Here is a 25,296-nt window from a genome sequence, read left to right on the forward strand (position 1 = left end):
ACGGTGGTGGGGTGCGCGCCCCAGGGGGCTGTTCAGACCGCGGTGTGCTGTCCCTCCATGCGGCGACGCAGGCTCAGCGGACGCATGTCGGTCCAGATGTCGCCGATGCGGGCCAGGCACTCGTCACGGGTGCCCTCCGTGCCCTCGGCGTGCCATCCGGCGGGCAGGTCACGGTGGGCCCACCAGATCGAGTACTGCTCCTCGTCGTTGAGGACCACGCGGTAGACGGTGTTGTCGTCGTTCTGCTCGACGGACATGGTTCTCCTCGGTGAGTGGGTGAGTGGGTGAGTGGGTGAGTGGGTGAGTGGGTGAGTGGGTGAGTGGGTGAGTGGGTGAGTGGGTGAGTGGGTTGAACGGCATTGTCTGGTGCGCTTGTCGGAGCGGGGCAGGTCGTCAGGACAGGAAGTCCGTGATCTCCACGCCCAGGCCCTGCCTCCGCGCCGCGGCGTGCACGTCGACGGCGAGGGCGAGGTCGAGGATCCCGAGGCCGAAGGGCGAGAAGACGGTGACCTTCTCCGGGTCGGGGGTGAACGCGGTTGCGTGGGCCAGGAGTTGACCGATCGACGCGTCGATGAAGGTCCGGCGCCCGGTGGCCTGTTCGGCCAGGTGGAGCGAGGTGTTCTCCCGGCAGACGTGATCCGCGTCGTCCACGATGTTGTGCGCCCCGAGGAGCGTCTCGGGGTCGATGTCGCGCAGCGAGACGTGCAGGACCACGGAGCCGGGCTCGGCCGCGGTGAGATCGGTGTGCGGAACGCCCGCCGACGTGGCGAAGGAAATCAGTCCGTGCGCCGCGAGGGCGTCGTCCAGAGTCTCCGCCCGGGTGATCCGCGCGGCTGGCAGGATTTCGGCGCATTGGCGCGCGAATTCAAGGGCGCGGGGTGCCGAGCTGTCGTGGACCGTCACCGACCGGATACCGGGAACGGCCACCTTGAGATAACGCAGGATTTCCAGGTTGATGACACCGCAGCCGATGAGTGAAACACCCTCTGGACGGCGATCCCGGGTGAGAACATCGGCGGCCAGCGCGGCACTCGCCGCCGTACGGGCCGCTGAAATCAGGGACCCCTCGAGAAGGACCTCGGCACGGCCGGTGCGCAGCGAGTTGAGGATCATGACCGCGCTGGCCCTGGCTATGCCGGTTTCGATGTTCCCAGGGAACGAGGAAATCCACTTGATGCCCGCTGCAGGGTGCTCCCCGCCACGGTACGAGGGAAGCCCGATGATGCGGTTGGCCGGTTGTTCGGGAAAGCGCAGAAAAATGGAGTGGGGGAGGGACGTGACTCCCTGCTCGTGCAGGAGGTAGGCCTCCCGGACCGCCCCAATTTGCTCACGCTCACGCCCATGGAAGAGCTTCTCAACATCGCCTTGACGAATTACCAGCACAGTACTGATCAGTCCTTCCATAAGTGCGAGACCTCACCGAAGGTTTCACGCACCCAGACGTCGGAATAGATGGTCTTGAGGTAGCGGTCTCCCCCGTCTGGAAAGATGAGCGCACAGACGGATTCCGGCGGAATGCGGGGCAGCATCTTGGCGAACGCCGCCAGCGTGGCGCCGGATGATCCACCGGCCAGGATCGCCTCCTGGTCGACCAGCCTCCGGCACTGGACGACGCAGTCGAGATCGGTCACGTGCACGACCTCGTCGGCCGCGTCCGGATCCATGAGCGCCGGGCGCACCGACGCGCCATGGCCCGGAATCAGGCGCCTGGTGGGACGCTGGCCGAAGATCGCGCTGCCGACCGCGTCCACCGCGACGACCTTGGTCCCCAGGCCTGCGTCGCGAATGTAGTCCGAGCAGCCGCGCAATGTGCCGAAAGTGCCGACCGAGCAGAACAGGTAGTCGAGGCGGCCCCCCAGGGCCTCGGCGATCTCGCGCATGGTGCTTTCGTGCGCTCGCGGGTTGAACAGGTTGCCGTACTGGTCAGGTGTGTAGGAGTTCGGGATGCCGTCCAGGAGCTCCCGCACCCGCCGCAGCCTGACCGGCAGAAATTCCCCTGTCTCGGTGTCCCGCTCCTCCACCACGTCCACCTCGGCTCCATAGGCCCGCAGGATGGAGAGGTTCTGCTCGGTGGTCTTGGCGTCGACCACGCAGATGAAACGCAGGCCGAGGTAGCGGCAGGCTTGCGCGAGACCGACCGCCAGGTTTCCCGAACTGGATTCGACGACGACTGAACGCCCTGGAGTTATTTCGCCGTTGCGCAGCGCCTCACGGAGCATGCTGAGGCCGCTTCTGTCCTTCACGCTGCCGCCAGGGTTGAACCTCTCGACCTTGGCCAAGACCTGCGGACGCCCCCCTGGAAACATTTTCTGCAGCTTTACGAGGGGTGTTTTCCCGATGGTTTCCAGAATCCCCGAATGTGGTCTTTCCGGCATGGGTTCCTCTCGCCTGGGCGCTCCACCGAGGAAAGCCCCCGACTCGCCGCTGAACCGGACCTTGACGATGCAATTCGGTGTGCACTGGAGACCCTAGCCGCCGCTCGGCGAGGTTGTGGATTCTGCCCTGGCAGAGATTTGCCACCGCAAGGTCCTGTCAGTCCCGACCTGCGACAGCACTCCCGCCGGTGTCCAAGACTGGGGTGTATTCGGAACTCATGTGTTCTCTGATCCAGGTGGAGTCGTGACGAAACCCCAGTTTGTCCCGGACCAACGGGCTCGCAATACGCCGCACGACCGGGCCGGCTATGCCCCGTACGACCTGGCCGGCCGATTCGACCAACAGCTGGGCGATCCCGGCCGGCGGGATCTGCCCTTCTCCGCAGCCCGTCTCCGCGAACTCGATGCCAGGGAGGAATTCCCCGAGGGCGCGGTGCGTCAGCTCGACGCCCTGCGAATGGCCACGTATTACGTGCCACAGGAGCACGGCGGTGCGCTGCGCAGCTACGAGGACCTGATCCAGCTGGTCCGGGTGGTGGCCCGTCGCGATCTGACCGCGGCGATCGCCCATACGAAGACCTATCTGGGCTCGGTGAGCACCTGGGTGGGGGGCAGCCCGACCCAACAGGCGGATCTGGGTGCCCGGGTGGCGGCCGGGACGGTGGTCGCGTGGGGACTGACCGAAAGGGGGCACGGCAGCGATCTCCTCTCCGGCGGGCTCACCGCCACGCCCACGGCGGACGGCTACCGCCTGGACGGAGAGAAGTGGCTGATCAACAACGCGACGCGCGGCGAGCTGGTCTGCGTCCTGGCCCGCGCCACACCCGAGGGAGGCGCCCGGGGCTTCAGCCTGCTCCTCGTGGACAAGAAGCAGCTCGCGCCGGGCACGTACATGTGTCTGCCCGCCGCCCGTACGCTCGGCATCCGCGGCGCCGACATCAGCGGCATCTCCTTCGACGGCGCCGAGATCCCGGCCGCGGCCCTGATCGGAGCCCCCGGTCAGGGCGTCGAGATCGTGCTGCGGAGCCTGCAGATCACCCGCACACTGTGCACCGCTCTCTCCCTGGGCGCGGTCGACCGGGCGCTGCGGATCGCGGTGCGGTTCGGGTTAGGGCACCAGCTGTACGAGCACAGACTCATCGACCTGCCCCAAGCACGCCGCACCCTCACCGAAACCTACGCCGACCTGCTCGTCATGGAGGCGGTCACGTTGATCGCGAGTCGAGGCGTGCACACGCTCACCGAGGAGATGAGCGTGACCTCGAGTGTGGCCAAGTACCTCGTGCCGAGCACGGGCGACGAGCTCATCCGTGGCCTGGGACAGCTCCTGGGGGCGCGCAGCTACCTCAGCGAGGAGTTCGCACACGGCCTCTTTCCGAAGCTGGAGCGGGACCACCAGATCGTCGGTGTCTTCGACGGCAACACGCTGGTCAACCTGAACGCGCTGATCAATCAGTTCGGCACGCTCGCCAAGGGCTACCGCGCCGGCCGCACCAACGTCGACGGCCTCGCCCGGGCGGCCGAACTCACGGCGGGTCTTCCGGAGTTCGACCCGACCCGGCTCGTCCTGACCTCACGCACCGGCAACAGCGTCACCGCGTCCCTGCCGGACAGCGTCGACGAGCTGCGCAAGGCCGCCGAGAGTGGCGAGGTGCCCCAGTCGCTCCTGGCGCTGGCCGGAGCCGTGCACCGGATCGCCGACGAGACCCATGAACTGATGGCGGCCCATCGCCCCACGCCCCGGGACGTGCCCGCCTTCGCCTTCGATCTCGCTCAGCGCTACACCCTGTGCGCCGCGGCGGCGGCCTGTCTCCAGCTCTGGCTGCGCAACCGGGATTCGGCGCCTCGGGGCACGTCCGCGAGCGATGAACTGTGGCAGAACGGTCTGTGGCTGGAGGCCTGCCTCAGCCGCATCGTCACCCGGCTGCGTCCGGGCGTGCTCGCGGATGCCCCCCACAACGGCGATGCGGCCGGAGGCGAGGATGCCCTGGACCGGCTCATGGCCCCGCTCTTGAGCCAGTACGAGACGGACCACATGTTCTCCCTGTTGCCCTTCCCTCTCTCAGCCGAGTCCGTCGAGTCCCTGGAGGCGTCATGAGCGCGACCGCCCCTGTCCTGCCCATCGCGGCGGCAACGGCTCTGGAGGACGCACTGGGTGACGCCCACGAGCCGGACAATCCGCTGGGCTTCCGAGCCGTACTCTCCGCGGACGAGCGGGGGGAGATGCTCACCGAAGGGGAACAGGCCCTGGACGCCTTTCGGTTCAACGCGGAGTACGTGCCACGCACGCTCGGCGGCCGCCTGAGCCGCATCGACCGCCTGATGCATCTGACCCGCACTGTCTCGCGGCGCGATCCCACCCTGGCCCTCGGCTACGGCTTCACCAACTACATCTCCGCCTCCGCCATGTGGACCTCCGGAAGCGAGCGCCAGCAGCAGCGGATGGCCGAACTCCTGCTGAACGGCTCCAAGACGGCTGCCGGATACAACGAACTGGCCCACGGCAACGACTTCACCCGGACCGATCTCACCGCCGTCAGGGACAAGGACGGGGACCGCCTCCTCATCAACGGCCGCAAGCAGGTCGTGAACAACATCGGCAGGGCCGATGCCGTCGTGCTGCTCGCCCGCACGGACACCGGCTCGGGCACCCGCAGCCACTCCCACCTGTTCGTGGATCTGACGGACGGACCGGCGGGCCGACTGCGCCGTGACTTCCGCTACCCGACCGTCGGGCTGCGGGGTTGCCTGATCGGAGGCGCCGAGTTCACGGGCTACCCGGTTCCGGCCGACGCCTTCATCGGCCCGCCCGGAGGAGCCATGGAAACCGTCCTGCGGGCCTTCCAGACCACGCGGGCGCTCCTGCCGGGCATGATGGTCGGCACCTCGGACACCCAGCTGCGCACCGTCGCCGTCTTCACGCTCGAACGCAGACTCTACGGACGCCGCGTGGCGGACATCCCGCACGCCCGGGCCACACTCGTCGGCGCCTTCCTCGATCTGTTGGCCGCCGACTGCCTGGCCACCGTGGCATGCCGCGGACTGCACGTCGTGCCGGACCAGACCAGTGTCCTGACCGCGGCCGCCAAGTACCTCGCGCCGAAGATCCTCCACCGGACCTCGTACGACCTCGGCACCATCCTCGGCGCGCAGTCGTACCTGCGAGACGGCGCCTACGGCATCTTCCAGAAGTTCGCCCGGGACCTGACCGCCATCACCTTCGCGCACGCCAACGCGTCGGTGTGCCAGGCGACCATGCTCCCCCAGCTCCCCCGCCTCGCCACGAAGAGCTGGCTGCGCGCCACGCCGCCCGCACCCGAACTGTTCCGGCTCGACGCGCCCCTGAGCGATATCGACTACCAGGCCCTCGAGCTCACATCCCGCGGCGTCGACCAGCTCACGGCCGTACTTCACCACCCCGACCCGGACGGCGTCCTGCCCGTGGGCACCCTCGAACTGGTCAATCGCCTGTGCGGAGACCTACGGGAGCTGCGCGAGCGCTGCCTGGCGCTGCCGCCGCGCGAGCACTCCGTCGTCGCGGGCCGGGCTGGCTTCGCCCTCGCGGACCGCTACGCCCATCTCGCGATGGCGGCCACCTGTATCGGCATATGGCAGCACAACCAGCACAGCGAGGACGCCTTCCTGCGCGACCCGCTGTGGCTCACCGGCGTGCTGACCCGGATCGCCGCACGGCTCGGCCACGACGTGGCCCCCCTGCCAGGCGCCTCGGAGGGGCAGCTCTTCGCGGAACTGGTCGCCCGCGTCGAGCGAGGAGAGGGCTTCGACTTCTGCCGGCCGCGGCTCGCCCGCGCCTGAGCCTTCGCTCGCCGGCCACCCCTCGCTTCCCCGTCCCACACTCACCTTCCAACACTTCGAGTCCTCAAGGAGTCTCCGCATGCCCGAGACCAGCACCACGGCAACCACCGGGTCCATCAGCGCCTGGCTCACCGAACGCGTCGCGTACTTCCTCGACATCAACGCGGCCGAGGTGGCGCGGGACGCCAAGCTGGTGGAGATCGGCCTCGACTCCGTCTACGCGCTCACGCTCTGCGGCGATGTCGAGGAGGAGTACGGCTTGGTCGTGGAAGCCACGCTCGCCTGGGACCACCCCACCATCGACGCCCTCACCGCCTACATACACTCCGAACTGGACGCCGCCTGATGCAGGACTCGCGGCCCCTGTCCATCGGCCAGGAGGCGCTCTGGTTCCTGTATCGGATGGCTCCCGACAGCCCCGCCTACAACGTCCAGGGCGCACTGCGCATCCGCGCCCACCTCGACGACGACCGGCTCCGTCAGGCCCTGCGCGCCGTCGTGGACCGTCACGACGTGCTCCGTTCCACCATCGCCGAGACGGCGGCCGGCCCACGGCGCCTCGTCGGGCCCCCGAACACGGTCGCCCTCGCTGTACGGGACGTGCCGGAGGCCGGCGCGGAAGAATTGGTCAAGTGGGTGAGGGAGTTCGGCGAAGCTCCCTTCGATCTTTCCGGCCGGGGCACGTGCCGGGCACTACTGCTGCGCCGGGCGCCGGACGACGTCGTGCTCGCGGTGGCCACGCACCACATCGTCACCGACGCGACCTCGCAGTGGCTGCTGCTCCAGGACCTCCTCGACGCCTACACCGCCCCCGAGGAGGCACAACTGCCGCCACTCAGACGCGGCTACGACGACTACGTGGCCGCGGAGCAGCGGACGCTCTCCGGCCCACGCCGCGAACAACTGCGCTCCTTCTGGGCGGAGTTCTGCGGCGCGGCACCCGCTGGTGAGCTGCCCATGGACCGTCCGCGCCCCCAGGTCCGAGCACTCTTCGACGGCGCCACCTGCGAGCTGCGCGTGCCCGACCGCCTGGTGCCCCGGTTGCGGCACACCGCACAGCAGACGGGCGTCACCACGTTCGCCCTGCTCTTGGGCGTGTTCCAGTCGTTCATCCACCGCTACAGCGGCGAACCCGGCTTCCTGGTGGGCTGCCCCACCACCACCAGAACCGGTCCCGGCATGCGCCAGGTCGTCGGCTACCTGGTGAACACCCTCACTCTGCCCGCCCACTTCGGCCCGGCGACGACCTTCGCCGGGGCGGCGGCCGCAGCACAGCGTCATGTGCTGGCGGCGATGAAGCACGGCGCCTACCCCTATGCCCTCTTGGCAGGGGAAAGCCGGTACACGAGCCGGAATCCCCCCGCGCGCATCGCGTTCACCATGGTCGCCCCGAGTCGTCTGGAACCGCTACTCCAGCTCGTCACCGAGGCCGCCGCCACCGGTGGCGAGGCCGAGTACCGGGGACTACCCCTCTCCCTGGTCGATGTGCCGCAGATGGAAGGGCAGTTCGACATCTCCGTGGAGATGCGACAGAGCGAATCGGCGCTGACCGCGGTGTTCCGCTATGCCACCGACCTGTTCGACGAGGAGACCGTACGGCAGTTCCTCGACCACTACGTGGAACTGCTCGCCGCGGCCGTCGAAGACCCGAACGCGCTGGTCGCGGGCACTTCACTGCTCGACGACGCCGAGCTGGGCGCCCTGCTGGCACTGGGCACAGCCGACGACTGAAATCCGTCACCGCGCACGATCCGCCACCTCATGCACAGGGGACACCATGGCTGTTTCACTCATGCACCATTCCAGCGCCACAGCGCTTATCCGGGAGAACACGCTGACCGCTCCGCACGCCCCGGCGATCATCTTCGTACGAGATCCGTCGATGGAGGGTGGCGACGAGACCTGGTCGTACGGTCGGCTCGATCACGAAGCACGCAAGATCGCCGGCTGGTTGCAGAGGCGGTACGCGCCCGGCACGCGGGTCCTGCTGCTCTACCCCGAGGGCCCGGAGTTCGCCGCTGCCTTCGTGGGCTGCCTGTACGCGAGTATGATCGCCGTCCCTTCTTCACTGCCCGGGCAGTACCAGCACCAACGGCGCCGGGTGGACTCCATCGCCGAGGACGCCTCGGTCGCGGTGGTACTCACCTGCCACGCGGCCTCCGCCTCCGTGGGGGACTGGGCCGTGTCGCAGCCGGCACAGGGGCTGCGCTGGGCGGTGACGGACGGGCCGGAGTTCTCCGACTCCGATGCCGAGGCCTGGCGTCTGCGCGGCATGGACCAGGACACGCTGGCCCTCCTGCAGTACACCTCCGGCTCCACCTCGACTCCCAAGGGAGTCATGGTCAGCCACGGGAACCTGCTGCACAACTCGGAAATCCTCTGTCGGCCCTTCGGCCTCGACCGCACCACCCGCTTCGGGTCGTGGATCCCGCAGTACCACGACATGGGACTGCTGGCAATTCTGCTGCCCCCGCTCCTGCTCGGCGGCACCTGCGTGCTGATGACGCCGACCACCTTCCTGAAACGCCCCCACTGGTGGCTGAAGATGGTTGACAAGTACGACATCACATGGTCCGCCGCTCCCAACTTCGCATACGACCTCTGCGCCCGGCAGGTCACCGAGGAACAACTGGCCGAGTTGGACCTGTCCCGCTGGAGGTTCGCCGCCAACGGCTCCGAGCCCGTCCAGGCGGCCACGCTCACCGCGTTCACCAAGAGGTTCGCACCCGCCGGCTTCCGCAGCGATGCCATGGCCCCCTGCTACGGCATGGCCGAGGCGACCGTCTTCATCTCCGGCACCGGACAGCGCGAGCTGGCTGTCAGCCATGTTGACGACACCCTCCTGGAACACCACACTTTCCGTCCGGTCCCCCTCTCGTCGGGCGGCCGCGACGTGGTCAGTTGCGGCAGCGGGCAGGACTACGACATACGGATCGTCGACCCGAAGACCCGCGAGGTGCTGCAGGAGGGACGGGTCGGCGAGATCTGGCTCAGGGGGCAGAGCGTCGCCCAGGGCTACTGGGGCCGCAAGGACGCCACGCGCGAGACGTTCCAGGCCGTCACGGCGGACGGCGACGGCGGCTATCTCCGGACAGGCGATCTGGGCACTCTCCACAACGGCGAGGTCCACGTCACAGGGCGGTTGAAGGAACTCATCATTCTGCGCGGCCGGAACATCTACCCGCAGGACATCGAGCACTTCCTCCGGGCCCGGCGCCCCGAGCTCGTCGGACTGTTCGGCGCGGCCTTCGTCGTACCCGTCCAGAGCCCGGGCGGCGGCGTCGAAGAACAGCTGATCGTGACGCACGAGGTGCGCGGCGGAATCTCCCAGGACGACCTCGCGACGCTTACGAGGAGCATGCGGGCGGATCTCATCCGGGAGTACAGCATCCGGCCGGGCGCCATCGCTCTGGTTCGCCGGGGCGGGGTCCTCCGCACGACGAGCGGGAAGATTCAGCGGGCGGCGATGCGTGCCACGTTCCTCGAAGGCGGCCTGGAGACCCGCTGGTTGGACGTGAACCGTGAGGTCGGCGGGCTGATCGCCCGCGCTTGACCATCCAAGGCGGAGTCACGAGTCCCTGTCACTGAGCGGACCGCGCCCAGTGACAGCGGATGGCCCTCGGCAGACACTCCCGGCATCAGCCACCATGGGTCCTGAAGGGTGTCATTATTCCGATCAGGCTGCTGAGCTGGGCGTTCTCTGTCGATGGTGAGGCGGTCGGGGCAGCGTGCTGTGGTACTCGTTGAGCAGTCCACCGAGTACCTGTCGGCGCCTGACCGTGCGAGCATGTAGGGGGATGATGTTCGGGTCGTCGTCTGGGGCTCGTAGGTCCAGGCTGCGGTGGGGCCGTCCCGCGTTGTAGCGCTCGGCATACGTGGTGAGGACGGTGCGCAGATGTCGTTCGCCGGTGATGAGGATACGGTCGGTGCATTGGGCGCGGGCTGTGCGTATCCATCGTTCGGCGAACGCGTTTGACAGTGGGCTCTGCGGCGGGGTCGGGATGACGGCTGTGCCGTTGCCGGCGAAGACGGAGTCGAACGCGGCGGTGAACTTGCTGTCCCGGTCGCGGATGAGGAACTGAGGTTCCCCCGCTGTACGGGGGTGGCTGACTAGCTGGTCAGGGCGGGTTGACGTGGTTTCAGGTTCACTTGTTCGGCCGTTGCCTGGTTGGCGTAATGTTTCTCCTCGTACTCGATCGGGCTGAGGTAGCCGAGCCGTTTCTGGATGCGGCGGGGCGGTCGCGCCAAGGCCCGCGCCAAAACGGGTGACGGTCCGGTGCACTGCGCCCGGATGTTCAAACTCGCCAAGGAGTCCGCGGTCAAGGCCCGTACTCAGGCGATCAATCAGCTCAAGGCCGTCTTGGTCATCGCCGACCCGGCGCTGCGGGCTGTCCGGTCTGGGCAACCGCGAGCTGTTCCGCACCTGCGCGCGCCTCGGCCAGCTCGACGGCGAAGACGGCGGGGGCGATGAGGACGCCGTGGCCCAAGCCACTCACATCACTCTGAGCCTGCTGGCCCAGCGCATCGAGCAGCTCACCGCACAGATCGATGAGCTGAATAAGCGCCTGACCCGGCTCGTCGAACGCCACGCCCCGCAGCTGCTCGTGCCGGTGGGCATCGGCCCGGACAGCGCCGTCACGCTCCTGATCACCATGGGAGACAACCCCGAGCGGCTGAACACCGAGGCGTCCTTCGCCGCTCTGTGTGGAGTCAGCCCCGTCGAGTACTCCTCAGGCAGGCGGAGCTCGCGCCGGCTCAACCGTGGCGGCGACCGGCAGGCGAACGCAGCCCTGCACCGCATCGTGTTCACCCGGCTGCGCCACGACCCGCGCACCCAGGCGTACTACGAACGCCGTACCCAGCAGGGCAAGACCCGACGTGAGATCATCCGATGCCTCAAGCGATATGCCGCCCGAGAGGTCTTCAACCTGGTCAGGCCGGCATCCGGCATCCCCTCGTTATAGGGGCGTCCGTGAGACGTGGGAGCGTGTGAGCGTGAGTGAAGCAGACAGGACGACACTGAAATACCAGGTAGATGGGCCAGAGGACGCACCCGTGTTGGTGCTCGGGCCTAGCCTCGGTACAACATGGCACATGTGGGACCGCCAGATACCCGAGCTGTCCCGCCACTGGCGCGTCCTCCGCTTCGACCTCCCCGGCCACGGCGGCGCGCCCGCCCATCCGGCCCCCTCCGTGGCCGAGCTCGCCGCCCGGCTGCTGGCCACCCTCGACCAGCTCGAGGTCGAGCGCTTCGGCTACGCGGGCTGCTCGATCGGCGGGGCCATCGGCGCCGAACTCGCGCTCCGACATCCCCAGAGAGTGGGCTCACTCGCTCTCGTCTCCGCCTCCCCGCGCTTCGGCACCGCCGACTCCTTCCGGCAGCGCGGCGTCGTGGTCCGCACCAACGGCCTCGACCCGATCGCCCGCGCCACCCCCGAGCGCTGGTTCACCCCCGCCTTCGCCGCCTCGCAGCCCGCCATCGTCGACTGGGCCGTCCAGATGGTCCGCACCACCGACCCCGGCTGCTACATCGCCGCCTGCGAGGCCCTCGCCGCCTTCGACATCCGCGCCGAGCTGAGCCGGATCGGCATCCCCACCCTCGTGGTGGTCGGCGCCGACGACCAGGTCACCCCGGCCGCCGACGCCCGCGTCCTGGTCGCCGGCATCGCCGACGCCCGGCTCGCGCTCGTCCCCGGCGCTTCCCATCTCACCCCCGTCGAACAGCCGATGGCCGTCACCGATCTGCTGGTGCGCCACTTCTCCAGCTCCTGGCAGTCCCCGGACCACCCGACCGGGATGACCGCGGTCCCCGCGCCCCCGCTCAAGCCCGTGCTCTCGCCCATGCCGCCGGGCGCCGAGGTCGTCGAGTATGGCCACAACGTGCCCGAGCCGCTGGTGGACGTCCGCTCCGACGCGTACGACCAGGGCATCAAGGTACGCCGCGAAGTGCTCGGCGACGCCCATGTGGACCGCGCGCAGTCCCTGACCGACGAGTTCACCGGCGACTTCCAGGACTTCATCACCCGCTACGCCTGGGGCGAGGTGTGGACCCGGCCCGGAATCGACCGGCGCACCCGCAGCGTGGTCACCCTCACCGCCCTCGCCGCCCGTGGCCACCTCGACGAACTCGCCTTCCACACCCGCGCCGCGCTGCGCAACGGGCTGACCCCCACCGAGATCAAGGAGGTGCTGCTGCACACCGGCGTCTACTGCGGGGTGCCGACCGCGAACTCCGCCTTCGCCGTGGCCCAGCGCGTCATCCGCGAGGAGACAAGCCCGGAGGGCTAGCACTCCGCTGGAAGTGCTGCGATGCGTCGTTGGCCGGCTGCGGCGCCGCCGTGGCTGGTCGCGCCCGGCGGCGGAGCCGATATCGATACAGCCCCGCGCCCCTTCGGGGCGCTGCCGAACCATGGCGGACTTCCTCCGACTTGCCTAGTACGGCCAGGGGGGTCCCGGTAGCACAATGATCTCCATGAAGCTCACCAAGAAGGGCCATGCCTGCGTCCGGATCGAGAAGGACGGGCAGGCGCTCGTCATCGACCCCGGGACCTTCAGCGAAGAGGACGCCGCGGTCGGCGCGGACGCGATCCTGGTCACCCACGAGCACTTCGACCACTTCAACGAGGAGCGGCTGCGCACGGCGCTCGACGCCAACCCCGCCGCCCACATCTGGACGCTCTCCAGCGTCTCCGGCCAGATCTCGGCGGCGTTCCCCGGGCGGGTGCACACCGTCGGGGAGGGCGACACCTTCACCGCCGCCGGATTCGACATCGAGGTGCACGGCCAGCTGCACGCCGTCATCCACCCCGACATCCCGCGGATCACCAATGTGGGCTATCTGGTGGACGGCGCGCTCTTCCACCCCGGCGACGCGCTCACCGTGCCCGCCGGGCGGCGGGTGGACACGCTGATGCTGCCGGTCCACGCCCCCTGGAACAAGCTCGCCGAGGTCCTCGACTACGTCCGCGCGGTCGACCCGCGCCGGGCCGTCGACATCCACGACGCCCTGCTGTCCGACCTCGCGCACATGGTCTACGGCCGCATGCTCGGCCCCGACGGACCGGGCACGGGCGGCGCCGAGCACCTGCGGCTGACACCGGGCGAATCCCTCACCCTCTGAGGGCCGGAGCCCGGTGGGGAGCGGCGCCCTGTGCGGGCCGGGCGGGCTGTCATAGCCGGGATGTAGGTTGTCCCCTATGCGCATCGCGACCTGGAACGTCAATTCGATCACCGCCCGGCTGCCCCGGCTGCTCGCCTGGCTGGAGAGCAGCGGCACGGACGTCCTGTGCGTCCAGGAGACCAAGTGCGCCGAGTCCGCCTTTCCCTACGAGCCGCTGCGCGAGCTCGGCTACGAGGCCGCGGTCAACGCCACCGGGCGGTGGAACGGAGTGGCGCTGATCTCCAAGGCCGGTCTCACGGACGTCACCGTGGGCCTCCCCGGCGGCCCGGACTACGACGGCGGCCAGGAGCCGCGGGCGATAGGCGCCACCTGCGGCCCGGTCCGCCTCTGGTCGGTCTATGTGCCCAACGGCCGGGAGATCGGCCACCCCCACTACGACTACAAGCTCCGCTGGCTGGAGGCGCTGCGCACGACGGTCGCCGGGGACGCGGCCGGTGAGCGCCCCTTCGCGGTCCTCGGCGACTTCAATGTGGCGCCGACCGACGAGGACGTCTGGGACCGGTCCGCCTTCGACGGGCTGACCCATGTGACCGACCTGGAGCGCGAGGCCCTGGCGGCGCTGCGCGAGGCCGGGCTGTCGGACGTGGTGCCGCGGCCGCTGAAGTACGACCGCCCCTTCACCTACTGGGACTACCGGGAGCTGGGCTTCCCCAAGAACCGCGGTATGCGGATCGACCTGGTCTACGGCAACGAGGTGTTCGCCAAGGCGGTCGGCGACGCGTATGTGGACCGCGAGGAGCGCAAGGGCAAGGGCGCCTCCGACCACGCCCCGGTCGTCGTCGACCTGGAGGTGTGACCCGGGGACGTGCCGCACGGGGAGCCCCCTTACACGGGAGCGCCCCCGAGGCGTCCGCTTACGCGGGAGCGCCCCGAGGCGTCCCCTGACACGCGAGCCCCCCCCGAGGCGTCCGCTTACCCCACCAGCTTCCGCAGGTCGATCGACTCCGCCATCGCCCGCAACCCCGCGTCCCCCGGGTGCAGATGGTCCCCGCTGTCGTAGGCGGGCAGGATCCGCGCCGGATGCTCGGGGTCCCGCACCACCGCGTCGAAGTCCAGCACGGCGTCGAACGCCCCGCCGCTGTCCCGGAGGAAGGCGTTGACGGCCGAGCGCCGCGCGTCCGCGTCCGGCGTGCACAGCGACTCGCCCTCGCACGGGGCGATGGTCGCCCCGACCACCCGCAGCCCGCGCTCATGCACGCGCGCCGCGAGCGACCGCATCCCCGCGATCAGCTCCTCGGCCGAGCTGCCCCAGCGCAGATCGTTGATGCCCTGGAAGACGACGACCGTACGGGCCCCGGTCTGGGCGAGCACATCCCGTTCCAGCCGATGCTGTGCGCTGACCCCGCCGGTGTCCGTGGAGACGCCCTCGCCCGGATAGCGGTCGGCGACCACGCGGTTGGCGGAGATGCCCGCGTTGAGCACGCCGTACGCCGGGATCTCGGACTGGCCGCGCAGCCGGCGCGAGAGCACATCGGGCCAGCGGCGGTTGGCGTCATGGGTGGACTTGGTGCCGTCGGTGATCGAGTCGCCGAGCGCCACCACCGAACCCGGCCCGCCCCGCACATCGACCCCGGTCAGAAACGGCCAGGTGGTGAGGGTGCCGGTATAGGACTCGGCGCCCTGTTCACCGGTCCGGTCACCGCTGCCCGCCGCGCTCAGATACGACCGCTGGGTGGCCTGGCTGTGCACCGGCACCGCCGCGACCGGACCCGGCAGATGGATGCTCACCAGCAGATTGGCGTCCGCCGGAACCGGGAAGTCCACCGGATCGCTGAACGCCTGCGCACCCGCGGGGACCGACGCCCCCGGCCGCCCGCCGAAGGTCAGGGGCACCGGTGCGCCCTGCGCCGCCGCGCCGCTCGCCTGGAGCGCGACCGTCGCATGGCCGATCTCCACGGGCGATGCGGCGAAGGTGTTCTCCAGCCGGACCCGGGCCCTCGGCCCGCCCGCGCTGGTGTGCACCACCAGCCGCAGCGTCTGATCGGTCCACGGCCCGGCCTTGGTGTACCCGGCGGTGCTCGCCGCCCAGCTCCCCGTCCAGCCGTCCGCGGGCTGCCGCAGCGACGCGGCGAAGACATGGAGGTCGGCGGCCGGGCCCGGATCCCTCGGCAGCGCCACCGACGCGACATCCCGGCCGCGCTCCAGCGGCACCGCCACCGCGTACAGCCGGGCCGTCTCCTGCCGCTGCCCGGCGGCGGTGTTGAGATGGGGGAGCCCGACGGCCTTGGTGGCGGCGGGGCCCGCCCGCCAGTCCGGCGCGCTCAGCGTGTACGGACGGCTCGACCCGTCCCGGTAGCGCACCGTGCCGACACCGCTCGCCCCGGCGCCGGGCCCGTCCGGTGAACTGCTCGCCACCAGGAAGGTCAGCGCCTCGCCCCGCCCGCGCAGCCGCACCGCCTGTCCGTCGGCGATCACGTTGTCCAGCCGTGCCCCCGCGCTCCTCGGCCAGGTCAGCCGCGCCGCGTCCAGGGCGATGTCACGCCCCGGGGTCCAGCCGGCGGCCCGCAGATCCTGTGCGGAGAGCGAGGAGCCCGCGCCGTCGAAGTCGGCGTCACCCGGCCGGGCGTCATCGCTGACCGCCCGGTTGTCGAAAAGCCGCTCCAGAGGGAGCGGCTTATGGGTCGGCCGGGTCGCCTGGGCCGGCACACTGGCCGGTGCGGCGGAGGAAGGCGCGAGGAGTACGAGAGTGACACCTCCCGCGACGATCCCGGCGGCTGTCCAGGGTCTCGCGACGCGCATAAGTGTCCCCTCTCGCAACCAACCTGACAGCCTCTACGGTGTGGATTGCCTCCGGGGCGCCTATGCCTCCCCCAGCTACCGCTGGGAGATGCCCCTGCCGACGGTCGACCGTGTTCGGCCCCTCGCGCGGCGGTAGCCGCGTATCGATCGCAGTCTCAGGGTCCGCGCACGCTCTCCCTTTCGACAGCACCGCACCCCTTTGGCGATCCGACAGGCGCGGGGAGAACGTAGAAGGACGGTTGGGTGTCGTCAAGACAAGCAACGGGTCACGTCTCGCGCCGCGTCGCGCCGCGTTCATGCCGCCCCCCCAGCATCGGGTCACAGCTCACACCGCGCGCCCTGTGGTGCGCCGGTGGCGCGGATGCCACGCTGAGTCGTATGAACATCTCCTTCTTGGGCAACTGGCGCAAGCGACGCGGCCCCGCCTCGGGCACGGCCCTGATGGGCGCCCAGGAGGAGGATCCCCAGGGTGTCGCCCAACTGCTCTCCGAATGCGAGCTGCTGCGCGCGCGGGCCGCGGCCGCGGGCATCGGACTTGATGACTCGACAGCCTCCCTGGAGGCGCTCGACCAGATGGCGCCGCGCTGGCGCGACGACCCGGACGAGCTCCCCTGGCTCGGTAACGACGCCGGTCTCTATCTCGGCACGGTCATTGTCCGCACTGTCCCCGGGGCCGTCTGGCAGGTGTGGCCCAACGGCCGGCCCGTCGTCCTGCTGGCCTCCGGCCGGGAGGTGGACGTCGTGGAGGCAGGCCAGCAGTGGGCCGCCGACGGCGTCCCCGAACTCTCCCGGCGCTACGCAGAGGTCGCCGAGGCGTAGGGGATATCCAGCCCCTCCGGCGTTTGAGGAGCGGGGTCCGGGGCGGGGCCCCGGCGGGGCCGACACCCCCATAGACCCTGTCGGGCGGTATCCGCCCATCGACGCGTGTCCGTACCTGATACTCCGCGATTGCCCGGATAGCTTGCGCTAACCGGGACACAGCGGAAGGTGGGTGGGGCCGGGTATGGCCGTCGGTGAGCCGTTGATCGAGCTGCACGGCGTCAACAAGCACTTCGGCGCGCTGCACGTTCTGCGGGACATCGGGCTCACCGTCGGGCGCGGCGAAGTGGTCGTGATCATCGGCCCCTCCGGCGGTGGCAAGTCCACCCTGATCCGGACCATCAACCGGCTGGAGACCGTCCAGTCAGGCTCCATCGTCGTCGACGGCCGGCCGCTGCCCGAGGAGGGCAAGGAGCTGGCGCGGCTGCGGGCCGAGGTCGGCATGGTCTTCCAGTCGTTCAACCTTTTCGCCCACCGGACCGTGGTGGCCAATGTGATGCTCGGTCAGACCAAGGTCCGCCGCCGCGGGAAGCAGGACGCCGAGCGGCGCGCCATGGAGCTGCTGGACCGCGTGGGACTCGCCGACCAGGCCGGGAAGTTCCCCGCCCAGCTCTCCGGCGGCCAGCAGCAGCGGGTGGCCATCGCCCGCGCGCTGGCGATGGATCCGCAGGTGATGCTCTTCGACGAGCCGACCTCCGCCCTCGACCCGGAGATGATCAACGAGGTGCTGGAGGTGATGCGCCAGCTCGCCCAGGAAGGGATGACGATGGTCGTCGTCACCCATGAGATGGGCTTCGCCCGCTCCGCCGCGAACCGGGTGGTCTTCATGGCCGACGGCCGGATCGTCGAGGACCGTCCGCCGGAGGAGTTCTTCAGGGCCCCGGAGAGCGAGCGGGCCAAGGACTTCCTGTCCAAGATCCTCAAGCACTGAGCCGGTGATGACGGACATGAGGCGTCTGCGCCGCGCGACCGCCGCTCTCGCAACGGCCCTGGCCCTGCTGCTCATGGCCGGCTGCGGCAAGGAGGGCAGCCCGCCCGCCAAGGGACCCCGGGCCGAGAAGCTGCCCACCTACAAGGTGGCGACCGGCTTCCGGCTGCCCTCCTCGCCCACCTGGCGCCGGGCCGAGCGCCGCGGCCATCTCACCGTCGGGGTCAAGGAGGACCAGCCCTATCTGGGCGAGCGGGACCCGGCCACCGGCCGCTACTCGGGTTTCGACATCGAGATCGCCCGGATGATGTCCGCCTCACTCGGCTTCCCCCCGAAGACCATCCGGTTCCAGACCATCGCCTCCGCCAACCGAGAGACCGCGCTGCAGAGCGGCCAGATCGACTTCTACGTCGGCACCTACACCATCAATCCGCTGCGCAAACGGCTGGTCGGCTTCGCCGGGCCGTACTTCATGGCCGGACAGTCGCTGCTGGTGCGCACCGACGAGGACGACATCCACGGCCCCGCCGACCTCGCGGGCAGAACGGTCTGCTCGGTGGCCGGCTCGACCCCGCTGCAGCGCATCCAGGCCGACTACCCCAAGGCCCGCGCGGTCGCGTACGACACGTACTCGGTGTGCGTGGACAACCTGCTCAGCTTCCAGGTCGACGCGGTGACCACCGACAACACCATCCTGCTCGGCTACGCGGCCAAGGCCCCCGAGGAGCTGAAAGTGGTCGGCCGGCCCTTCTCCAAGGAGCCGTACGGCATCGGCGTGCCCAAGCCGGACAACGCGCTGCGCTTCGCGCTGGACGACGCGATCCAGGTCCATGAGCGCAACGGCAACTGGAGGAAGGCGTACGAGGCGACCCTGGGCCTCTCCGGTGTGCCCGCCCCCAAGCCGCCCCCCATCGACCGCTACCGCACCGGCTGAAGGCCCTCCCATGGACGTGCTCACCCAGAACTTCTCGCTCTACGGCAAGGGCTTCCTCGGCACCGTGGAGCTGACCGTCTATGCCTCGCTGCTCGCCCTCGCCCTCGGCATCCTGATGGCCGCCTTCCGGGTGGCGCCGGTCGCCTCGCTGCGCGCCTTCGGCACCGCCTGGGTGACGGTGCTCCGCAACACCCCGCTGACGCTGCTGTTCTTCGCGGTGATGCTGGGGCTGCCGCGCTTCGGGCTGGTGCTGCCGTTCACCGTCTTCGCAGTGATCGCGCTCGGCTGCTACACCTCGGCGTTCATCTGCGAGGCGGTGCGCGCGGGCATCAACACGGTGCCGGTGGGGCAGGGCGAGGCGGCCCGCAGCCTGGGCATGACGTTCGACCAGACGCTGAGCGCGGTGGTGCTGCCGCAGGCGTTCCGCTCGGTCATCCCGCCGATCGGATCGACCCTGATCGCGCTCGCCAAGAACTCGGCCATCGCCGGGTCGTTCAGCGTCACCGAACTGCTCGGCACCTACAAACCCCTCAATGAGCGGGGCTACAGCATCATCTGGTCCTTCGTCTGGATCGCCGCCGGTTATCTGATCATCACTCTCGCCATCAGCGCGCTCTTCTCCCTGCTGGAGCGGCACTGGGGAGTGCAGCGATGACCGCCCCCTCGACCACCGCCCTCTACGACGTCCCCGGGCCGCACACCCGGCGCCGGCACCGGATCTACGCGCTGGCCGGGACGGCCGCGCTGCTGGTCCTGCTCGGCTGGATCATCTACCTCCTCATCCACACCGGCCAGTTCACCTACCGCAAGTGGATGCCGTTCGAGTACAAGGGCATCCAGGAGCTGCTGCTGAACGGGCTCGCGGGCACCCTCAAGGCGTTCGGGATCGCCGCGGTCCTCTCGCTCGCGCTCGGCGGAGTGCTCGCCGCGGGGCGGCTCTCCGAGCATCGCCCGGTGCGCTGGGTGGCCACGCTGCTGGTGGAGTTCTTCCGGGCGATGCCCGTCCTGGTGATGATCTTCTTCGTCTTCGTGGCGCTGAAGGTCCAGCCGCTGCCCGCCCTCGTCACCGGGCTGACGCTGTACAACGGCTCGGTGCTGGCCGAGGTGTTCCGGGCCGGGGTGAACTCGGTGGACCGGGGCCAGCGCGAGGCGGCGTACTCGCTCGGGCTGCGGAAGACCCAGGTCATGACGTCCGTGCTGGTGCCGCAGGGGGTGCGGGCGATGCTGCCGGCCATCATCAGCCAGCTGGTGGTGGCCCTGAAGGACACCTCGCTCGGCTTCCTCATCACCTATGAGGAGTTTCTGCACGCCGGAAAGCTGATCGCGTCCAATCTCGACTACGACCTGCCGTTCATCCCGGTGGTCATGGTGATCTCGCCCATCTACATCGGGATGTGCATGCTGCTGTCGTGGTTCGCCAACTGGGTGGCCAAGCGGGAGCGGCGCAGTGTGAAGACCCGCCAGGTCGAGGTCGCCGCGGCCGAACCGGCCGCCCCGATGCCGGGGGACACCCGCGGCTGACCGGGGCGGCCGGAGGGCTTGCGTCCCTTGAGCCGCTTCAGTCGCGGACCGGGACCGTGAGGTAGGACGGGTCGGCGGCCGGGGACGAGAAGGTGAGATGGGCGCCGTCGGGGTTGTGCTCGATGTAGAGCGGGTCGACGGTGTCGACGACCAGCGCCAGCCGATGGCCCGCCGGGACGTCGTACGCCGTGGAGAACAGCTCCAGGTCCACTCCGAACGGCGTGCCCGGGGTGCGGTCGTGGAAGGTGACCGGGGCGTTGGTGATGAGCTTGCCGACGCCCAGCGGGCCCACGTCGTAGAGATACGCGACCGCCGTACCGTCCGAGCGGTCGCTGGTCACGGTGGTGTGGAGCTTCACGGTGCCGCGGACGCGCTGCTCGCGTGCGGAGGTTCCGGTCTGCCAGACGGCCGCGCGGGACCGGGGCAGCAGTGGGATCGAGGCCAGCGGCGGGACCTTCAGGAACTGGTCGAGGGCGCCGCCCAGCAGCACCGTTCCGGCGTTGGCACCGGAGTCGTGATTGGCGGTGATCTTCTCGGTGCCGGCGAGCGGGACGCGGCGCTGCTCGGAGGGGACGGCCGACCAACTGGGGTAGCCCTCGTAGTCGTCGCCGCGCGCTGTACGGGACATCAGCCGCACCGGCGCTTGGGTGTCGATGCCGTTGCGCTCGCCCTTGAGGTAGCGGTCCAGCCATTGGCGGGCGTGGCTCCAGGTGGTGTTGGGCAGTCCGAGCAGTCCGGTGAGTTCGGCGGTGGCGTGGTCGCCGGGCCGCAGCTCCAGCCGCTTGGGGCCGGTCAGCTTCTCGAAGAAGTCGGCGTAGCTGTTGGGCGGGAAGATCGAGTCGCCCCAGGAGTTGCCCAGCATGATGGCCGCGCCATTGGCGTTGATCCGGTCGAGCTGGGCGGCCGGGGACCGCTTCTTGCCCCAGGCGATCAGATCCGGTTCCTTGGCGAGGTCGGAGGAGAAGAAGTCGTCCAGGATCTGCCGGAGTTCATCGCTGGGCCGGCCGGTCAGCTCCCCGGCCCCGGCGAGCAGCCCGGCGGCCTGGGCGTGCTGGGTGCGGCCGCTGTAGATCGAGCCGACCAGATCCGCCCAGCCGCTCATGGCCACCACGGCCCTGACCCGCGGGTCGGCACCGGCCGCGAGCAGGCTGATCCCGGCGCCGTAGGAGAGCCCGGCCATGCCGATGTGGTCGGGGTCGGCGGGGGTGTTGGCCAGCGCCCAGTCGATGACCTTGGACGCGTCGGCGATATCGGGCGGCCCGGCCGTCTCGATCCTTCCGCCGGACTGCCAGAAGCCGCGGGAGTTGTAGGTGAGCACCACATAGCCGGCTTCGGCGAGCTTCTTGGCCTGGGCGAGGTATTCGACCTGGGGCAGGGACCAACTGGTGGGCAGGACGACGAGGGGCAGGCGGCGGGAGGCGTCGGCGTCCGCTGGGGCCACGACGTTGGCGGCCAGCTTCACGCCGCCGTCGCCGGGGATGTCGACGAACCGTATGGAGACGCCCGAGGAGGAGGCGGAGGCGGAGTCGGAGGCGGAGGCGGAGTCGGAGGAGGCGGCCATGGCGGTGGTCGGGGCCGGTGCCGCGGCCTGGACGGAGGGGGCGAGGCCGAAGGCCGTGCCGGCCAGGACGGTCACCGAGACGGCGGCGGCCATCGTGGGGCGCAGGGCTTTGCGGGCAGGGGTCACTGTGGCTCCTGGTGGGGGTGCCGTGGGGGCAGGGGAGCACCGGTGCTGGTGACCTGACGGTAACTCGGGTGTTTACCGGCGGTAATAGCGCGGCAAGTTACGCATGGGTAACGATAAAGGTCGTGGTCGGCTGCCGGGGCCGGCCGCGCCCGGGGCGCTATCCGGGGGCCGGATCCGCAAGGGCCCGGCCCCGCCTGTGCGGAATTCCGCGCGAGCGGAAGCCCGCGTCGAGTCCTGGCTCCGCGTCGAGTCCTGGCCCCGGGCTGGGCCATGGGTCCCGCGCTCAGGGGGTGTTCGACGGATCGCGACGCCTGTGGCGGGCTGTTCCCCTCCCCGCCCCTTCCCGCAACTGGGGCTCCGTCCCAGGCCCTGCTCCTCAAGTGCCGGAGGGGCTGGAAGGTGGGGCTCCGTCCTGGGTCCTGCTCCTTAAGCGCCGGAGGGGCTGGAAGGTGGGGCTCCGTCCTGGGTCCTGCTCCTTAAGTGCCGGAGGGGCTGGAAGGCGGGGCTCCGTCCCGGAGCTCGGGGTCCAGGGGTGAAACCCCTGGTAGCGGAAAGGGGCGGGGAGGGGGGGAAGACCCGCCGGACACCCCCGTACCGCCGCTCGCGCGGGATCGCGTGCACCGCCCATCGCGCTACGTGCCGCCCGCCCCGCGGGGGTTGCGTCTTCCGCCCTTGCGGCGGATCTTGATGTCCCGCATGTCCGTCACCCCGACCCGCAGGATCCGATGGGGGTAACCATGCGCGGCCAGCGCCGCGATGGCTCCCTCGGTCGCCTCCCGTTCACCGTCATCCGGCTCCGCCGGAACCTGACAGCGGAAGGTGAACGCCGAAAGGCTCTGGTCGCAGGTGAAGGTGCCCGCCTCGGTGAAGCCCACCTGGAAGGAGTCGACCGCGCTGCGCAGCGCCTCACGATCGTCCTCGCCCAGCTCCTCGAAGGCTCCCCGGATGGTCACTCGGAACACGGTCGCTCCTCCCGTACGGCGTAGTCGATCATCGGCGCGCCGAGCATCTCCTCGATGGCGTCGAGGAGTTCCGTCACGGCCTCGGCGATGGCGTCGGGGCCCTCGCCCGCCGTGACGCGTCGGCCGATTTCGCCGAAGATGAGTGAGTGATAGCCGCTGATCTGGGCGGCCACCACACGCGGCAGCGGATCCTCCGGCGCCCTGCCGGTCTCCTCGGCGAGCACAGCGGCCAGTTCGTCGTTCATCCGGTGGCCGAGCTCCTCCAGCCTGGCGACCAGTGTGGGGGCGGCCCGCATCATCGCGAAGAACGGGCCGAAGCCCTCGGTCAGCCCCAGCGAGCGATCACGGCGCGCGACCTCCTCGCGCAGCCGGTCCAGCACCGCCTGGGCGGCGGACCGGCCGGGCGGGCGCTCGCGCACGATGTCGGCGATCCGCTGGGGGGACGCCTGGTCGGGCGGCAGGACCAGATCCTCCTTGGCCGGGAAGTAGTTGTAGACGGTGTTGACGGACACCTCCGCGGCCGCGGCGACCTCGGCGACCGTGACCCGGTCGAAGCCCCGCTCCAGGAACAGGCCGGTGGCCACGTCCGCGATCCGTCGGCGCGTACGGCGCTTGTGCCGTTCCCGCAGTCCTTCGCTCATGGCCGTCAGTGTAGCCCGCTGCAAACTTGCGCTCCCTTACTAACTTTAAGTCGATTGCAAGTTTGGATCGCGTTGTGCTGTGATCGTGGGCATGTCCTCATCCGTCATCCGCGTTCGCGGCCTCACCCGGACCTTCTCGCTGGGCAGCGGCCCCGTGTACGCCGTCCGTGGCATCGATCTGACCGTCGGCCGCGGCGAGATCCTCGGTTTCCTGGGCCCCAATGGAGCCGGTAAGACCACGACCCTGCGCATGCTCACCACCCTGCTGCCGCCCAGCGGAGGCGAGGCCGAGATCGCCGGGCGCGATCTGCTCCGCGATCCGGCGGGTGTGCGGCGGCGGATCGGCTATGTTGCCCAGTCGGGCGGCCTGGACCCCGCGTGTTCCGTACGCGAGGAGCTGGTCACCCAGGGCCGGTTGCATCTGATGTCCCGGGGCGCGGCGGCCGGGCGCGCTGATGAACTCGCCGGTGAGCTCGGCCTGTCGGGACTCATGGACCGCCCGACCGCCGCCCTTTCCGGCGGTCAGCGCCGCCGGGTGGAGATCGCGCTGGGTCTGGTCAACCGGCCCGAGGTGCTCTTCCTCGACGAGCCCACCACCGGTCTCGACCCCGGCAGCCGGGCCGAGCTGTGGGACCTGGTGCGGCGCGTCCGTGCCGAGCACGGCACCACGGTCTTCCTCACCACCCACTATCTGGACGAGGCCGATGCGCTCGCCGACCGGATCGTGGTCGTGGACGCCGGGCGGATCGTCGCCGAGGGCACCTCCGCCGAACTCAAGAGCCGCTATGCGGGCGATCCGGCCGCCAGCCTCCAGGACGCCTTCCTCGCCATCACCGGCCGGTCCACGGCCGATGAACCCCTCGCCATCTGAGCCATCCGAGCTTTTTGGGCCGTCTGAGCAATCCGACGTCGCCCCCGACCACCCAAGGCCCTCTCATGACTCTTCTCGCCCACACCGGCATCGTCTTCGGCCGCTGTCTGCGCTCGACGCTTCGCTCGAAGACCAATCTCATCTTCGGAATGCTCCAGCCGCTGCTCTTCCTCGCCCTCTTCGGTCCGCTGCTCACCGGACTCGACATGGGCGTCAGCGGATCGTCCTGGCAGACGCTGGTCCCGGGTGTGCTCGTCCAGCTCGCCCTGCTCGGCGGGTCGTATGTCGGCCTCGGACTGCTGATGGACCGCAACCTCGGCGTACTGGACCGGATGCGGGTCACTCCGGTCAGCCCGCTCGCGCTGCTGCTCGGCCGCACCCTGCGCGATGTCGTCCAGCTGGTGGCCCAGTCGGTGCTGCTGGTGCTGCTCGGCCTGGCCTTCGGGCTGCGCGCCCCGCTCCCCGGCGTGCTGATCGGCCTGCTCTTCGTGGCCGTGCTCGCGGCGGCGCTGTCCGCGCTCTCCTACGGGCTGGCCATGAACGTGCGCACACCCCCGGAGTTCGCCGCCATCGCCAACACGGCGGCCATGCCGCTGATGCTGCTCTCCGGCCTGCTGCTGCCGATGACCCTGGCCCCCGGATGGCTGGAGGGCGCCTCGCGCGCGGTGCCGTTCCGCTACACGGTCGACGCGGTGCGCCAGGTGTTCATGGGGCACTACGCCAACACCACGGTCGCCGTCGGGGCGGCCGTCACCCTGGCCCTGGCGGCGCTGTGTCTGTTGGGCGGGGCGCGCCTGTTCGGCCGGGTCCGTGGCTGAGCCGG

The 25,296-nt window shown here is 70.0% G+C and carries 24 protein-coding genes; 16 read left to right on the plus strand and 8 right to left on the minus strand.

Features of this window, described 5'->3' with window-relative positions; genetic code table 11:
• Positions 1-32 precede the first annotated feature (32 nt).
• The 3 genes from AS97_RS34360 to sbnA all read right to left on the minus strand — a co-directional run bounded on the left by AS97_RS34360 (position 33) and on the right by sbnA (position 2,375).
• Positions 33-257, minus strand: a complete 225-nt coding sequence (locus AS97_RS34360; protein ID WP_086709734.1) for an MbtH family NRPS accessory protein — start codon at positions 255-257, stop codon at positions 33-35.
• 136 nt (positions 258-393) lie between these two features.
• Positions 394-1,404 (minus strand): 2,3-diaminopropionate biosynthesis protein SbnB, encoded by a 1,011-nt coding sequence (sbnB, locus tag AS97_RS34365; protein WP_247204575.1) that lies wholly within the window; start codon positions 1,402-1,404, stop codon positions 394-396.
• Entirely contained in the window at positions 1,392-2,375 is a 984-nt protein-coding gene (sbnA, locus tag AS97_RS34370; protein ID WP_086709732.1) for a 2,3-diaminopropionate biosynthesis protein SbnA, read from the minus strand. The genes sbnB and sbnA overlap by 13 nt, the downstream gene beginning before the upstream one ends.
• A gap of 244 nt (positions 2,376-2,619) precedes the next feature.
• Here sbnA and AS97_RS34375 point away from each other — a divergent pair, with 244 nt between their 5' ends.
• The 5 genes from AS97_RS34375 to AS97_RS34395 all read left to right on the plus strand — a co-directional run bounded on the left by AS97_RS34375 (position 2,620) and on the right by AS97_RS34395 (position 9,744).
• Complete coding sequence (locus AS97_RS34375) at positions 2,620-4,473, plus strand: acyl-CoA dehydrogenase family protein (RefSeq protein ID WP_086709731.1); 1,854 nt, start codon at positions 2,620-2,622, stop codon at positions 4,471-4,473.
• Entirely contained in the window at positions 4,470-6,191 is a 1,722-nt protein-coding gene (locus tag AS97_RS34380; protein WP_086709730.1) for an acyl-CoA dehydrogenase, read from the plus strand. Before AS97_RS34375 ends, AS97_RS34380 begins: the two co-directional genes overlap by 4 nt.
• Positions 6,192-6,270: 79 nt before the next feature.
• The gene (locus AS97_RS34385; protein ID WP_086709729.1) at positions 6,271-6,537 is read left to right on the plus strand and encodes an acyl carrier protein; all 267 of its coding nucleotides are present in this window, start codon (positions 6,271-6,273) and stop codon (positions 6,535-6,537) included.
• Complete coding sequence (locus AS97_RS34390) at positions 6,537-7,922, plus strand: condensation domain-containing protein (RefSeq protein WP_119986164.1); 1,386 nt, start codon at positions 6,537-6,539, stop codon at positions 7,920-7,922. The genes AS97_RS34385 and AS97_RS34390 overlap by 1 nt, the downstream gene beginning before the upstream one ends.
• A gap of 46 nt (positions 7,923-7,968) precedes the next feature.
• Positions 7,969-9,744 carry a fatty acyl-AMP ligase gene (locus AS97_RS34395; protein ID WP_210566216.1) on the plus strand — a complete coding sequence of 592 codons (1,776 nt, stop codon included), beginning with the start codon at positions 7,969-7,971 and terminating at the stop codon, positions 9,742-9,744.
• Positions 9,745-9,867: 123 nt separating this feature from the next.
• On the opposite strand, the gene AS97_RS34400 is transcribed toward AS97_RS34395, so the two are convergent.
• Positions 9,868-10,683, minus strand: a complete 816-nt coding sequence (locus tag AS97_RS34400; RefSeq protein ID WP_349017616.1) for an integrase core domain-containing protein — start codon at positions 10,681-10,683, stop codon at positions 9,868-9,870.
• Here AS97_RS34400 and AS97_RS34405 point away from each other — a divergent pair.
• The 4 genes from AS97_RS34405 (at position 10,670) to AS97_RS34420 (ending at position 14,167) form a co-directional block, all read left to right on the plus strand.
• Positions 10,670-11,155 carry a transposase gene (locus tag AS97_RS34405; RefSeq protein ID WP_236670027.1) on the plus strand — a complete coding sequence of 162 codons (486 nt, stop codon included), beginning with the start codon at positions 10,670-10,672 and terminating at the stop codon, positions 11,153-11,155. The genes AS97_RS34400 and AS97_RS34405 overlap by 14 nt on opposite strands.
• A 130-nt stretch (positions 11,156-11,285) precedes the next feature.
• Positions 11,286-12,479: a 4-carboxymuconolactone decarboxylase gene (pcaC, locus tag AS97_RS34410; protein ID WP_247204577.1), complete on the plus strand. Its 1,194-nt coding sequence runs from the start codon at positions 11,286-11,288 to the stop codon at positions 12,477-12,479.
• Between the two features lie 184 nt (positions 12,480-12,663).
• Entirely contained in the window at positions 12,664-13,311 is a 648-nt protein-coding gene (locus AS97_RS34415) for an MBL fold metallo-hydrolase (RefSeq protein WP_059141833.1), read from the plus strand.
• A 76-nt stretch (positions 13,312-13,387) separates the two neighbouring features.
• Positions 13,388-14,167: an exodeoxyribonuclease III gene (locus tag AS97_RS34420; protein ID WP_086708559.1), complete on the plus strand. Its 780-nt coding sequence runs from the start codon at positions 13,388-13,390 to the stop codon at positions 14,165-14,167.
• A gap of 116 nt (positions 14,168-14,283) precedes the next feature.
• On the opposite strand, the gene AS97_RS34425 is transcribed toward AS97_RS34420, so the two are convergent.
• Complete coding sequence (locus tag AS97_RS34425) at positions 14,284-16,110, minus strand: SGNH/GDSL hydrolase family protein (RefSeq protein ID WP_210566218.1); 1,827 nt, start codon at positions 16,108-16,110, stop codon at positions 14,284-14,286.
• Between the two features lie 378 nt (positions 16,111-16,488).
• On the opposite strand from AS97_RS34425, the gene AS97_RS34430 reads away from it, so the two are divergent.
• The 5 genes from AS97_RS34430 to AS97_RS34450 all read left to right on the plus strand — a co-directional run bounded on the left by AS97_RS34430 (position 16,489) and on the right by AS97_RS34450 (position 20,312).
• A complete protein-coding gene (locus AS97_RS34430; protein WP_059141836.1) occupies positions 16,489-16,929 on the plus strand; it encodes a DUF6278 family protein in 441 nt (146 codons plus the stop codon).
• Between the two features lie 184 nt (positions 16,930-17,113).
• Positions 17,114-17,860 carry an amino acid ABC transporter ATP-binding protein gene (locus tag AS97_RS34435; RefSeq protein ID WP_059141837.1) on the plus strand — a complete coding sequence of 249 codons (747 nt, stop codon included), beginning with the start codon at positions 17,114-17,116 and terminating at the stop codon, positions 17,858-17,860.
• Between the two features lie 16 nt (positions 17,861-17,876).
• Positions 17,877-18,791, plus strand: a complete 915-nt coding sequence (locus AS97_RS34440) for a glutamate ABC transporter substrate-binding protein (RefSeq protein WP_059141882.1) — start codon at positions 17,877-17,879, stop codon at positions 18,789-18,791.
• Positions 18,792-18,801: 10 nt separating this feature from the next.
• Positions 18,802-19,446, plus strand: coding sequence for an amino acid ABC transporter permease (locus AS97_RS34445; RefSeq protein WP_059141838.1), 645 nt, complete (start codon positions 18,802-18,804; stop codon positions 19,444-19,446).
• On the plus strand, positions 19,443-20,312 hold the full coding sequence (locus AS97_RS34450) for an amino acid ABC transporter permease (protein WP_059141839.1): 870 nt from the start codon (positions 19,443-19,445) through the stop codon (positions 20,310-20,312). Before AS97_RS34445 ends, AS97_RS34450 begins: the two co-directional genes overlap by 4 nt.
• 37 nt (positions 20,313-20,349) lie before the next feature.
• Here AS97_RS34450 and AS97_RS34455 read toward each other — a convergent pair whose 3' ends face one another.
• From AS97_RS34455 to AS97_RS34465, 3 genes are all read right to left on the minus strand, one after another.
• Positions 20,350-21,966, minus strand: a complete 1,617-nt coding sequence (locus AS97_RS34455) for an alpha/beta fold hydrolase (RefSeq protein ID WP_210567338.1) — start codon at positions 21,964-21,966, stop codon at positions 20,350-20,352.
• A gap of 665 nt (positions 21,967-22,631) precedes the next feature.
• The gene (locus AS97_RS34460) at positions 22,632-22,961 is read right to left on the minus strand and encodes a DUF6204 family protein (protein ID WP_059141840.1); all 330 of its coding nucleotides are present in this window, start codon (positions 22,959-22,961) and stop codon (positions 22,632-22,634) included.
• On the minus strand, positions 22,949-23,602 hold the full coding sequence (locus AS97_RS34465) for a TetR family transcriptional regulator (RefSeq protein WP_086708561.1): 654 nt from the start codon (positions 23,600-23,602) through the stop codon (positions 22,949-22,951). The genes AS97_RS34460 and AS97_RS34465 overlap by 13 nt, the downstream gene beginning before the upstream one ends.
• A gap of 91 nt (positions 23,603-23,693) precedes the next feature.
• Here AS97_RS34465 and AS97_RS34470 point away from each other — a divergent pair, with 91 nt between their 5' ends.
• Together AS97_RS34470 and AS97_RS34475 are read left to right on the plus strand one after the other, a co-directional pair.
• Positions 23,694-24,473 carry an ATP-binding cassette domain-containing protein gene (locus AS97_RS34470; RefSeq protein WP_059141884.1) on the plus strand — a complete coding sequence of 260 codons (780 nt, stop codon included), beginning with the start codon at positions 23,694-23,696 and terminating at the stop codon, positions 24,471-24,473.
• A 65-nt stretch (positions 24,474-24,538) separates the two neighbouring features.
• Positions 24,539-25,291, plus strand: coding sequence for an ABC transporter permease (locus AS97_RS34475; RefSeq protein ID WP_210566219.1), 753 nt, complete (start codon positions 24,539-24,541; stop codon positions 25,289-25,291).
• Positions 25,292-25,296 lie beyond the last annotated feature (5 nt).

This window comes from Streptomyces sp. AgN23, from assembly GCF_001598115.1.
GTDB classification, from domain to species: Bacteria; Actinomycetota; Actinomycetes; order Streptomycetales; family Streptomycetaceae; genus Streptomyces; species Streptomyces antimycoticus.

Bases quoted from the DNA above. Each gene is read 5' to 3' on its own strand.
- AS97_RS34470 (WP_059141884.1), top strand. From the start codon at position 23,694: ATGTCCTCATCCGTCATCCGCGTTCGCGGCCTCACCCGGACCTTCTCG.
- AS97_RS34440 (WP_059141882.1), top strand. From the start codon at position 17,877: ATGAGGCGTCTGCGCCGCGCGACCGCCGCTCTCGCAACGGCCCTGGCC.
- AS97_RS34465 (WP_086708561.1), bottom strand. From the start codon at position 23,602: ATGAGCGAAGGACTGCGGGAACGGCACAAGCGCCGTACGCGCCGACGG.
- AS97_RS34435 (WP_059141837.1), top strand. From the start codon at position 17,114: ATGGCCGTCGGTGAGCCGTTGATCGAGCTGCACGGCGTCAACAAGCAC.
- AS97_RS34450 (WP_059141839.1), top strand. From the start codon at position 19,443: ATGACCGCCCCCTCGACCACCGCCCTCTACGACGTCCCCGGGCCGCAC.
- AS97_RS34385 (WP_086709729.1), top strand. From the start codon at position 6,271: ATGCCCGAGACCAGCACCACGGCAACCACCGGGTCCATCAGCGCCTGG.
- AS97_RS34430 (WP_059141836.1), top strand. From the start codon at position 16,489: ATGAACATCTCCTTCTTGGGCAACTGGCGCAAGCGACGCGGCCCCGCC.
- AS97_RS34390 (WP_119986164.1), top strand. From the start codon at position 6,537: ATGCAGGACTCGCGGCCCCTGTCCATCGGCCAGGAGGCGCTCTGGTTC.
- AS97_RS34420 (WP_086708559.1), top strand. From the start codon at position 13,388: ATGCGCATCGCGACCTGGAACGTCAATTCGATCACCGCCCGGCTGCCC.
- AS97_RS34455 (WP_210567338.1), bottom strand. From the start codon at position 21,966: ATGGCCGCCGCCGTCTCGGTGACCGTCCTGGCCGGCACGGCCTTCGGC.
- sbnA (WP_086709732.1), bottom strand. From the start codon at position 2,375: ATGCCGGAAAGACCACATTCGGGGATTCTGGAAACCATCGGGAAAACA.
- pcaC (WP_247204577.1), top strand. From the start codon at position 11,286: ATGTGGGACCGCCAGATACCCGAGCTGTCCCGCCACTGGCGCGTCCTC.
- AS97_RS34395 (WP_210566216.1), top strand. From the start codon at position 7,969: ATGGCTGTTTCACTCATGCACCATTCCAGCGCCACAGCGCTTATCCGG.
- sbnB (WP_247204575.1), bottom strand. From the start codon at position 1,404: ATGGAAGGACTGATCAGTACTGTGCTGGTAATTCGTCAAGGCGATGTT.
- AS97_RS34380 (WP_086709730.1), top strand. From the start codon at position 4,470: ATGAGCGCGACCGCCCCTGTCCTGCCCATCGCGGCGGCAACGGCTCTG.
- AS97_RS34475 (WP_210566219.1), top strand. From the start codon at position 24,539: ATGACTCTTCTCGCCCACACCGGCATCGTCTTCGGCCGCTGTCTGCGC.
- AS97_RS34425 (WP_210566218.1), bottom strand. From the start codon at position 16,110: ATGCGCGTCGCGAGACCCTGGACAGCCGCCGGGATCGTCGCGGGAGGT.
- AS97_RS34415 (WP_059141833.1), top strand. From the start codon at position 12,664: ATGAAGCTCACCAAGAAGGGCCATGCCTGCGTCCGGATCGAGAAGGAC.
- AS97_RS34360 (WP_086709734.1), bottom strand. From the start codon at position 257: ATGTCCGTCGAGCAGAACGACGACAACACCGTCTACCGCGTGGTCCTC.
- AS97_RS34445 (WP_059141838.1), top strand. From the start codon at position 18,802: ATGGACGTGCTCACCCAGAACTTCTCGCTCTACGGCAAGGGCTTCCTC.